This window comes from Streptomyces sp. NPDC007095 (genome assembly GCF_040634475.1).
Classification (GTDB): Bacteria; Actinomycetota; Actinomycetes; order Streptomycetales; family Streptomycetaceae; genus Streptomyces.
Genome location: NZ_JBEYFS010000175.1, coordinates 1 through 9,928 on the forward strand (window position 1 = coordinate 1; position 9,928 = coordinate 9,928).

Annotated in this window: 10 protein-coding genes; 7 read left to right on the top strand and 3 right to left on the bottom strand. The window is 71.3% G+C overall.

The window, feature by feature from the left end; all coding sequences use genetic code 11:
- The 6 genes from ABZ656_RS41570 to ABZ656_RS41595 form a co-directional block, all read left to right on the top strand.
- Nucleotides 1–687: gamma-glutamyltransferase (locus ABZ656_RS41570; RefSeq protein WP_360275494.1), on the top strand; the 687-nt coding region annotated here is incomplete at its 5' end.
- Between the two features lie 87 nt (nt 688–774).
- Nucleotides 775–1,620 carry an inositol monophosphatase family protein gene (locus tag ABZ656_RS41575; RefSeq protein WP_101401753.1) on the top strand — a complete coding sequence of 282 codons (846 nt, stop codon included), beginning with the start codon at nt 775–777 and terminating at the stop codon, nt 1,618–1,620.
- Nucleotides 1,621–2,933: 1,313 nt separating this feature from the next.
- Complete coding sequence (locus ABZ656_RS41580; RefSeq protein ID WP_101401754.1) at nt 2,934–4,343, top strand: NAD(P)/FAD-dependent oxidoreductase; 1,410 nt, start codon at nt 2,934–2,936, stop codon at nt 4,341–4,343.
- A gap of 157 nt (nt 4,344–4,500) precedes the next feature.
- Complete coding sequence (locus tag ABZ656_RS41585) at nt 4,501–5,973, top strand: beta-1,6-galactanase (protein WP_101403876.1); 1,473 nt, start codon at nt 4,501–4,503, stop codon at nt 5,971–5,973.
- A gap of 76 nt (nt 5,974–6,049) precedes the next feature.
- A complete protein-coding gene (locus tag ABZ656_RS41590) occupies nt 6,050–6,559 on the top strand; it encodes an O-acetyl-ADP-ribose deacetylase (protein WP_101401755.1) in 510 nt (169 codons plus the stop codon).
- Nucleotides 6,560–6,604: 45 nt separating this feature from the next.
- Entirely contained in the window at nt 6,605–7,123 is a 519-nt protein-coding gene (locus ABZ656_RS41595; protein ID WP_101401756.1) for an adenylate kinase, read from the top strand.
- A 10-nt stretch (nt 7,124–7,133) separates the two neighbouring features.
- On the opposite strand, the gene ABZ656_RS41600 is transcribed toward ABZ656_RS41595, so the two are convergent.
- The 3 genes from ABZ656_RS41600 to ABZ656_RS41610 form a co-directional block, all read right to left on the bottom strand.
- Nucleotides 7,134–7,511 carry a hypothetical protein gene (locus ABZ656_RS41600; RefSeq protein WP_360275499.1) on the bottom strand — a complete coding sequence of 126 codons (378 nt, stop codon included), beginning with the start codon at nt 7,509–7,511 and terminating at the stop codon, nt 7,134–7,136.
- Between the two features lie 26 nt (nt 7,512–7,537).
- Entirely contained in the window at nt 7,538–8,251 is a 714-nt protein-coding gene (locus tag ABZ656_RS41605) for an SDR family oxidoreductase (RefSeq protein WP_101401758.1), read from the bottom strand.
- A 213-nt stretch (nt 8,252–8,464) separates the two neighbouring features.
- On the bottom strand, nt 8,465–9,385 hold the full coding sequence (locus ABZ656_RS41610) for a LysR family transcriptional regulator (protein WP_101401759.1): 921 nt from the start codon (nt 9,383–9,385) through the stop codon (nt 8,465–8,467).
- Nucleotides 9,386–9,573: 188 nt separating this feature from the next.
- Here ABZ656_RS41610 and ABZ656_RS41615 point away from each other — a divergent pair, with 188 nt between their 5' ends.
- Nucleotides 9,574–9,876: a muconolactone Delta-isomerase family protein gene (locus tag ABZ656_RS41615; RefSeq protein WP_101403877.1), complete on the top strand. Its 303-nt coding sequence runs from the start codon at nt 9,574–9,576 to the stop codon at nt 9,874–9,876.
- The last annotated feature ends 52 nt before the right edge of the window (nt 9,877–9,928 follow it).

A 9,928-nucleotide genomic window follows, 5' to 3' on the forward strand; every position in this document is an offset into this window, starting at 1 on the left:
GACGCGCTGGCGGTGCCGGGCGCGGGCGAACCCACCGTCGCCAGGGACGCGGGGGAGCCCGAGGTGGCCCGGGACGGCGGCACCCGGGGCGACACCTGCCACCTCGACGTCGTGGACCGCTGGGGCAACATGGTCGCCGCCACCCCCAGCGGCGGCTGGCTCCAGTCCAACCCGGTCGTCCCCGAGCTGGGCTTCCCGCTCGGCACCCGGCTCCAGATGGCCTGGCTGGACGAGGGGCTGCCCAACTCCCTCACACCCGGCCGCCGTCCCCGTACGACGCTGACACCCTCGCTGGCGCTGCGCGACGGAGTCCCGGTCATGGCGTTCGGAACCCCGGGCGGCGACCAGCAGGACCAGTGGCAGACCCACTTCTTCCTGGCCGTGGCGCTGCGCGCCGAGGTACGCGGCGGGCTCGACCTCCAGGGCGCGATCGACGCCCCGAACTGGCACAACGACAGCTTCCCGGGCTCGTTCTACCCGCGCGGCATGCGCCCCGGCAGCCTCACCGTCGAGTCCCGCACGGACGAGGCGGTTATCGAGGAGCTGCGCCGTCGCGGCCATGACGTCCAGGTCGCCGAGGCCTGGTCCGAGGGCCGGCTGTGCGCGGTCGCCCGGGATCCGGAGACGGGTGTGCTGTCCGCGGCGGCGAATCCGCGGGGGATGCAGGGGTACGCGGTGGGGCGCTGATCAGCACGCTCCGGGAATTCACGGCGATTCCGCCCGGAGTACACCGGAGGGGTGGGGATTGTCAGTGGCGCGTGTTGTCATGGAGCCATGATCGAAGACATCGAAACCATCGACGAGTTTCTCGCGCACCGCACGGCCGACGTCGAAGAAGCGGTCCGGCAGGCGGCCGCCGCCGAGATCATGCCGCGCTTCAGGCAGCTGACCGCGGACGAGGTCGACGAGAAGAGCGGCCCGCACGACCTGGTCACGGACGCCGACCGCAAGGCCGAGGAGTACCTCACCGAGGCGCTCGCCAAGCTGCTGCCCGGCTCGGTCGTGGTCGGCGAGGAGGCGGTCCACGCCAATCCGGCGACGTACGAGGCGATCCAGGGACAGGCCCCGGTCTGGATCGTCGACCCGGTCGACGGCACCCGCCAGTTCGTCCACGGCGACGCCGGTTTCTGCACGCTCGTCGCGCTCGCCGTGGGCGGGGTCGTCCAAGCGTCCTGGACCTATGCCCCGGCCCGCGACCAGCTCGCCGTCGCCGTGCGCGGCCGGGGCGCCCGCCTCGACGGCGAACTGCTGCGCCCGGGGGCGCCCACGCCCGGCCGTGACCTCGAGATAGCCACCTCCCACCCCGACTACACCACCGACGAGCAGAAGCGCGCTCTCCTCGGACTGCGCACCGAGGGCGTGCGGCCGCGTCCCTGCGGTTCGGCCGGGCTGGAATATCTGGCCGTCGCCCGTGGTGAGTTGGACGCGACGGCCTTCTCCTGGGAGGCGGCCTGGGACCACGCGGCGGGCCTGCTCCTCGTCGAGGAGGCGGGCGGAGCCCACCTGACCCTCACCGGCGAACCCTTCCGCATCACGGGAGGCAACACCCTCCCCTTCACGGCGGCCCGCGACGAGGCCACGGCCCGACGGGTACGGGGGTTGCTGACCGCCGGCCTCTGACCCCACCGACGCCCGCATGGGCTTGGCCGGGGCCAAGAAGTACGAGCTTGCCGTCGCCGACGGCAACGGGAGCCCGACGGTTCCGGAAGCGGCCTGAGGCTGTCGGTTCTGAGGGCGGTGGGCGGGTGTCTGGACCGACGGCGGCGCGCGACGGCCGGTCATGCGGATGGCAGAAGGCGGACCGGGTCGACGGCCACGCGAGTGGCCGCGTGTCCCGGGGCGCCTGAGGTTTCGAGGGCGGTGCGTGGCAGCGGCCCATCCCGGGGACAGTGAGAGGCCCGAGGGGCCGACGGCCGCGTGAGCCAGCCGCCGCTCAGAGCGCCGGGAGCCCGGCGGTACCGATGGCTGCGCGGGGGCAGCCGCTTGGCCGCCGACGCCCCGAGTGAACTTGCCGCTGCTGACAGCGGCAGAAGCCCGACGGCTCCGGCGGAGGGGGAGACGGAGGCCTGACGGCGCCGACGGCCGCACGAGCGGCCCGAGGCCGACGACGGCCGGGGCCGGTGGGCGACCTACGGCCCCGAACGTGACCGCCTCCGATGTGACCGCCCCAAATGCGACCGCCCCAAATGTGACCGCCCCAAATGTGACCGCCCCAAATGTGACCGCCTCCGACGTGACCGCCTCCGACGTGTGACCGCCTCCGACGCGGCGGCCGCCGGACTCAACGGTGCCGGGCCCAAGAACCCCGGGCCCAAGAACCGCGGGCCCAAGAACCGCGGGCCCAAGAACCGCGGGCCCAAGAACCGCGGGCCCAAGAACCGCGGGCCCAAGAACCGCGGGCCCAAGAACCCCGGACCCCGGCGGTCTCAGACCCCGGAGGCCTTCCGACCCCGGCGGGTTCTGGAGCCGGGCGGCCCTTGGACCCCGGCAGGTTACGGATCCCGGCGGCCTTCCGGCCTCGGCGGGTCCCGGACCCCGGTGGGCCAAGGCCCGAGAGGTCTCCGGACTCGGTGGGCCAAGGCCCGAGAGGTCTCCGGACTCGGTGGGCCAAGGCCCGACAGGTCTCAGGACTCGGCGGCCCCGGACTCGGCGGCCCCGGACCCGGCGGCCCCGGACCCGGCGGCCCCAGACCCCGCCGATGACCCCGGCCCCCGCCCGCTGAAGGCCCCGCCCCCCGGGCGGCTCCACGAACCCGGTGTCGGCCGCCACCGGCGATGGCCGGTGCTGTCGGGCAACAATGCCTTGCCGAAAGCCCCCATCCGCCGGACGACTCCCGGTCTCCCAACCCCCCGCGCCATCAAGGCTGTCAGTCCCCCGGCATATCCTGATGTCCAGTGGCCGTCGGCTGACAAAGGAGTCCGAAGGTGCCGTCGATGCTCGATGCGGTCGTGGTGGGTGCGGGGCCGAACGGACTGACGGCTGCCGTGGAGCTGGCCCGCCGTGGCTTCTCCGTAGCCGTGTTCGAGGCACGGGACACCGTGGGCGGCGGCGCCCGCACCGAAGAGCTGACACTCCCGGGCTTCCGGCACGACCCCTGTTCCGCGGCCCACCCCCTCGGCATCAACTCACCCGCCTTCCGAGCGATGCCCCTGGAGCGGTACGGCTTGGAGTGGCTGCACGCGAAGCTCCCGATGGCGCACCCGTTCCCCGACGGCACCGCGGCGGTGCTCGCCCGCTCCGTGGCCGAGACGGCGGCCTCGTTCGGCCCGCGCGACGCCGGTGCGTACCGCAGACTGGTCGCCCCCTTCCTCCCCAAGTGGGACACGCTGGCCCACGACTTCATGTCCCTGCCACTGACCGCCCTGCCCCGCGACCCGGTGACGCTCGCCCGCTTCGGTCTGGCAGGGCTGCCGCCCTCGACCTGGCTCATGCGGCGCTTCCGCGACGAGCGGGCCCAGGCGCTGTTCGCCGGTCTCGTCGCCCACGTCATGGCCCCGCTCGACGGCATCGCCACCGGCGCCGTCGGCCTGGTCTTCGCGCTGGCCGCGCACGCCCGCGGCTGGCCCGTCGCGCGCGGCGGCTCCCAGTCCCTCTCCGACGCGCTCACCGCGTACCTCAAGGACCTCGGCGGCACCGTCCACACCGACTACGAGGTGAAGCGTCTCGACGACCTGCCGCCCGCCCGCGCCTACGTCTTCGACACCTCACCCGCCGCGCTGTCCCGCATCGCGGGCTTCGGGCGGTACTACGAGGACTATCGCTACGGGGCGGCCGTCTTCAAGGTCGACTACGCCCTGGACGGCCCCGTTCCCTGGACGGCCGAAGAGGCACGCACCGCAGGGACGGTGCAGGTGGGCGCGAACCGCGCCGAGATCGCCACCGCCCTGCGCGCGGCCTCGCGCGAGGGCCGGGCGCCGGACGCCCCCTTCCTGATCACGGTGCAGCCCAGCGTCGTCGACCCCTCCCGGGCCCCCGAGGGCAAGCAGGTCTTCTGGGCGTACGGACACGTTCCGAACGGCTGGACGGGTGACCTCACGGACGCGATCGAGCGGCAGCTGGAGCGTTTCGCGCCCGGCTTCCGCGACCGCGTACTGGCCCGCGCCACCGCCGGCCCGCCCGAACTCGCCGCGCGCAACGCCAACTACGTGGGCGGCGACATCGGCTGCGGCGCCGCCTCCGGACTCCAGCTCCTGCTGCGCCCCAGGCTCTCCCTGTTCCCGTACAGCACGCCGCACCCGGCCGTCTTCATCTGCTCCGCGGCCACCCCGCCGGGCCCCGGTGTGCACGGCATGTCGGGGCACAACGCGGCGAAGGCCGTGTGGCGGCGCCTGCGCCAGTCCTGACCAGGGGCGGCCGCCAGTCCTGACCAGGGGCGGCGCAAGCCGTCACATCCGTACCTCGTTTCACAGGAAGAAAGCGCTGTCACGCGTCTCGACAACGTCCCGCCCCGGCCCGATCATGCGATGGGGCCGTGGCATGACCGTGACAGGAGACTTCCACATGATCAAGCGCAGATCGGTGCTGGCCGCGGCGGGTGGTGCGCTGCTCGGCAGTGCGCTGGCCACGGGCACCGCTCGGGCCGACGCGACCGTCGGGGTCAACCCGGGTACGAAGTACGGCAGTTGGGAGGGCTGGGGCACCTCCCTCGCCTGGTGGGCCAATGTGTTCGGCGCCCGGGACGACTTCGCCGACATCTTCTTCACCACCAAGTCCGTCGCGTACGGCGGCAAGACGCTGCCGGGCCTCGGCCTCAACATCGCCCGCTACAACCTGGGCGCGTCCAGTTGGAACACCGTGAGCGGCGCGAGCATGGTCGCCTCCGCCAACATCCCCGCGTTCAAGCAGATCGAGGGGTACTGGCAGGACTGGAACAACGAGGACCCCACTTCCTCCGCCTGGGACTGGACGGCAGACGCCAACCAGCGGGCGGCCCTGGTCAAGGCGACCCAACGCGGCGCCGTCAGCGAGCTGTTCGCCAACTCGCCGATGTGGTGGATGTGCCTCAACCACAATCCGTCCGGCGCGTCCGACGGCGGCAACAACCTCCAGTCCTGGAACTACCGTCAACACGCCTCCCACCTGGCCGCGGTGGCGCTCTACGCGAAGAACAACTGGGGTGTGAGCTTCAGCTCCGTCGACGCGTTCAACGAGCCCTCCTCCAGCTGGTGGACGGCGACGGGCACCCAGGAGGGCTGCCACATGGACGCCACCGTGCAGGCGGCCGTCCTCCCGTATCTGCGCAGCGAGCTCGACAAGCGCGGTCTGACCGGCACGCTGGTCTCCGCGTCCGACGAGACGAGCTACGACTTGGCCCGCACGACGTGGAACTCCTTCAGCTCGACCACGAAAGCCCAGGTCAACCGGGTCAATGTGCACGGGTACCAGGGCTCGGGCGGTCGCCGTGACCTCCTCTACACCGACGTCGTCACCACGGCGGGCAAGCGGCTGTGGAACTCCGAGACGGGCGACTCCGACGCCACCGGCCTCACCCTGGCGAGCAACCTCTGCCTGGACTTCCGCTGGCTGCACCCGACCGCGTGGGTCTACTGGCAGGTGATGGACCCCAGCACCGGCTGGGCCATGATCGCCTACGACCAGAGCACCCTTCAGCCGACGACCGTCCAGACCAAGTACTACGTGATGGCCCAGTTCAGCCGGCACATCCGCCCCGGCATGACCATCATCGACACCGGTGTCGGATACGCGGCAGCGGCCTACGACGCGAGCGCGAAGCGCCTGGTCATCGTGGCCGTCAACTCCGGCGCCGCGCAGAACCTCACCTTCGACCTGTCCAAGTTCAGCCAGGTCACCGGAGGCAGCGGCGGACTCGTACGACGCTGGAACACCGTCACCTCCGGCGGCGGCGACCTCTACACCGCCCACTCGGACACCTATCTGAGCGGCAAGACGCTGACGGCGGCCTTCTCCGCCGCGTCCGTGCAGACCTTCGAGATCGACGGAGTGGTCGTCTGACCATCGGTTTTCGCGTGGCGGCCGGAGCGCGATGCGGAGAGGATCGAAGACCGCATATGAGGAAGCCGAGGCCGTCATGACCGCCATCACCCTGGTCCAGGGAGACATCACCCGTCGGAGCGCCGACGCGATCGTCAACGCGGCGAACTCGTCGCTGCTCGGCGGGGGAGGCGTGGACGGGGCCATCCACCGACGTGGCGGCCCCGCCATCCTCGCCGACTGTCGCAAGCTCCGCGCCTCGCACTACGGCAAGGGCCTGCCCACGGGCCGTGCGGTCGCCACCACCGCGGGCGAGCTGGACGCACGGTGGGTGATCCACACGGTCGGCCCGGTCTTCAGCCATGAGCAGGACCGCTCGGAACTCCTCGCCTCCTGCTACCGGGAGTCGCTGAAGGTGGCCGACGAACTCGGCGCCCGTACGGTCGCCTTCCCGGCCGTCTCCGCCGGTATCTACGGGTGGCCGATGGACGACGCCGCCCGGATCGCGGTGGAGACGGTACGGGCCACGCAGACGGCCGTAGAGGAGGTCACGTTCGTCCTCTTCGACGAGCCGGCGTACGAGGCGTTCGCCGCGCAGGTCCGCTGACCACCCCTTTCTCGCGGTGGGGTGCGGCTCGGTTAGGGTGCGGGGATGCGGCGGATCTTGGTGGTGGGCAGTACCGGTGCGGGTAAGTCCACGCTCGCCCGGGGCCTGAGCGGCCGCCTCGGACTGCCGTACCACGAGATGGACGCGCTGTACTTCACCGGCGCCGGGTGGGCCGTGAACGAGAAGCTGAGCGAGGACGTGCTGCGGATCACCGCCGAACCCCGCTGGGTCATCGACTCCATCGGCTATCCGGAGGTCCGTGACCTGATGTGGGACCGGGCCGACACGGTGATATGGCTGGACTATCCCAAACGGGTCGTCCTGCCCCGCGTCCTGCGGCGTTCCGTCCGCCGCACCGTCACGCGCGAGCCGCTGTTCGGCGGCAACAGGGAGACCTGGACCGGCTGGCTGAGCCGGGAACACCCCGTCCGGTGGGCCTGGTCCCAGCACGCGAACCGGCGCCGCGAGATCACCCGCCGCACCGGCGACCCCCGCTTCGCGCCCCTCGACACGCTTCGCTTCGGCCGCCCCGGGGACACCGCGGCTTGGGTGAAGTCCCTGTAAGGGAGCCGGGCTACTCGAGCCGTGACACCTGGTAGTGGTTGATGTACCAGGACTCCCCCACGCGTCGCACCAGTACGCCGAGTTTGACGTTGAGGGTGGGGCGGTCGGTGAAGGAGAAGTCGACGCTCAGATAACCGAGTACGAGGTCGTCGGTGAGGCGTCTGGTCTCGAGAATCCGGTACGCGGCGGCCATGCCGATGGGCTGGGAGGCGTAGTACGCCGCGACGCCCGGCCTTCCGGCGCTGTAAGGGTGCAGCCCCTGGAAGATCGCGTCCTCGGTGAACCGGGCGGCGACCTGGTCCGGCTCGTGCCCGTCGACGGCGGCCTTCCACTGGTCGAGGACGCCGCGCAGGATCGCTTCCGAGTCGCTGTCCGTCGTGCTGTTCATCAGGATTCTTCCCTTGTCGTGTTCCGTCAGTGACCGGCGCTCATACCGCCGTCGACGTGGAGGATCTCGCCGGTGACGAACGGGGCGTTCTCCAGGTAGATCACGGCATCGACGATGTCGCTCGTCTCGCCCATCCGGCCGACCGGGTGCAGCCCGGCGAGGGCCTCGTGGGTTTCCTCGGCGTGCATCGGGGTCTTTATGGTGCCCGGCGAAACGGCGTTGGCGCGGATGCCGCGCGTGGCGTACTCGATGGCGAGGGACTTGGTGGCGGACTGGAGGCCGCCCTTGGTCAACGAGGCGAGTACGGAGGGCACGTTGGAGTCGGCGTTGTCGACCAGGCTGGTGGTGACGTTGACGATGTGGCCGCCGCCCTGGGCGAGCATGTGCTCGACGGCCAGCTGGGTGATGCGGAAAAAGCCGTCGAGGTTCACGCCGGTCACGGTGGCGTAGTCGTCCTGGGTGTAGTCGCCGAAGGGCTTGGCGACGAAGACGCCGGCGTTGTTGACCAGGGTGTCGATACGGCCGAACCGCTCGACGCCTGCCGCGATGACGCGTTCCGCGGTGGCGGGGTCGGCGATGTCACCCTGAACGGTCACGATGCCCGCGTCGTCGGCGGGAGCGATCGTGCGCGAGGTGGCGACGACGGCGTACCCGAGCTTGCGGTAGGCGTCGACGAGGCCCGCGCCGATGCCCTGCGAGGCTCCGGTGACGACGGCGACCTTCTGGTTCTGAGAGCTCATGGTGATCTTCTCCGAGTTCCGTGATTCCGTGATTCCGCGATGAAGCGGGGCTTCCTGACCGATCGCTGATTCGCTACTAGCCGACCGGTCGACTATTTGGAAGTTAGGCGGGGTGGAGAGGAGAAGTCAAAGGTCGGCAGGGGTCTGGTCGGGACCGAAATCCTCCCTGCTGGTAGGCGCGGCCTCCCACTCCAGGTCAGTGGGCCGGTGCCCCTACCGGTGCGGATCCCCGACCGGCAGCCAGGCGCCCGGGGTGCGGATGCCGAGGTCGCCCACGCCGTCGCAGAGGGCGTCGACGACGGCGAGGACGGCCGGGCGGTCCTCGCTCTCGCGCCAGACCAGCGACCAGGTCCAGTAGATCTCCGGCGCGGTGACCGGGCGCTGGACCAGATCGGGCGGCAGCGGGGTGGTCTGGCCCTTGGGAGAGTTGATCACCGGGCGGCTGCAGCGACGGACGTGATCGAAGAACGCCGGTCCGGTGATGCCGCCGTTGGAGATGCGTACCGCGCGGGCCCCGGTGTCCTGGGCCAGTTCTTCGGCGTAGACGTTCCAGGACGACCAGGAGGTGGTGTCGTCGTCGAGGAGGACGGCGGTGTCCCGGGCGGCCACGTCGCTCGTGTCGTCGCCGCCTGCGACGGCGTAGAGCCGGTCGGCGCCGATGAGCCGGGCACGCAGGCCGCGTTCTTCCAGGTCCTCGGTCCGCACCCAGCACACCGCGAGGTCCAGACCGCCCGCGGCGACCCGGGCGGCCTGGGTGTGCGAGGGCGCGACCCATGCGTCGAGGTGGAGTTGGGCCACGGTGGCGGTACGGGCGGCGAGGTCCGACGGGAGCCAGTTGACGTAGCCGAGCCGTACCGGTTCCGATCCGGACAGTCGACCGGCCCGCCGCTGGAGGTCCTCGGCCCGCTCGAGCAGGGCGCGCGTGTGGGGGAGCAGGGCCGAGCCGGCCGCGGTGAGGGACACCGAGCGACGATCGCGATCGAACAACCGCACGCCCAGGTCGCGTTCGAGCGCCTTGATCTGCTGGGACAGAGAGGGGCCCGCGATCAGCAGGCGCTCGGCGGCCCGGCCGAAGTTCAGCTCCTCGGCGACGGCGACGAAATACCGCAGTTGGCGCAACTCCACGCTGGTCATGCTACGTCGGTGCGAGGCCGCGCCTCCCAGCAGGGAGGAAGCCTGTCGTGGCATCGCCCTGGTGGCAGGCGGACGATGGAGCTCATGGAAGCCCGACGCCGGACGACCTCAGCGGACCTTCGGCCGGCCACCATCACCCCACACGGCGTTCCGGTGCCGCCGGACGCCCCATCGAGCGGAGCAGGACGATGCGAGAGTTCCTGGTCGAGATCACCACCACGATCCCCGAGGGCACCACTCAGGACGAGGTCGACCGGCGGCGCGCCGCCGAGGCGGTCCGTGCCCGGGAACTGGCCGCCACCGGCAACCTGGCACGGCTGTGGCGTCCGGTCGGCGAGCTGCGCAGCATCGGCATCTGGTGTGCCGGTGACGAGGACGAGCTCCACGAGAAGGTGCTCGGCACACTGCCGCTGCGCCCCTGGATGAGCCTCAACGTCACCGCGCTCGAGTCCCACCCCAACGACCCGGGCCGGACCGACACCGCGCAGTGACGGTATGGACCGGTGTCTGGCACGCACCAGGACCTGGCATGGACCGGTGTCT

Coding starts and splice junctions, on each gene's coding strand:
- ABZ656_RS41575 (WP_101401753.1), top strand. CDS start 775: ATGATCGAAGACATCGAAACCATCGACGAGTTTCTCGCGCACCGCACG.
- ABZ656_RS41580 (WP_101401754.1), top strand. CDS start 2,934: ATGCTCGATGCGGTCGTGGTGGGTGCGGGGCCGAACGGACTGACGGCT.
- ABZ656_RS41585 (WP_101403876.1), top strand. CDS start 4,501: ATGATCAAGCGCAGATCGGTGCTGGCCGCGGCGGGTGGTGCGCTGCTC.
- ABZ656_RS41590 (WP_101401755.1), top strand. CDS start 6,050: ATGACCGCCATCACCCTGGTCCAGGGAGACATCACCCGTCGGAGCGCC.
- ABZ656_RS41595 (WP_101401756.1), top strand. CDS start 6,605: ATGCGGCGGATCTTGGTGGTGGGCAGTACCGGTGCGGGTAAGTCCACG.
- ABZ656_RS41600 (WP_360275499.1), bottom strand. CDS start 7,511: ATGAACAGCACGACGGACAGCGACTCGGAAGCGATCCTGCGCGGCGTC.
- ABZ656_RS41605 (WP_101401758.1), bottom strand. CDS start 8,251: ATGAGCTCTCAGAACCAGAAGGTCGCCGTCGTCACCGGAGCCTCGCAG.
- ABZ656_RS41610 (WP_101401759.1), bottom strand. CDS start 9,385: ATGACCAGCGTGGAGTTGCGCCAACTGCGGTATTTCGTCGCCGTCGCC.
- ABZ656_RS41615 (WP_101403877.1), top strand. CDS start 9,574: ATGCGAGAGTTCCTGGTCGAGATCACCACCACGATCCCCGAGGGCACC.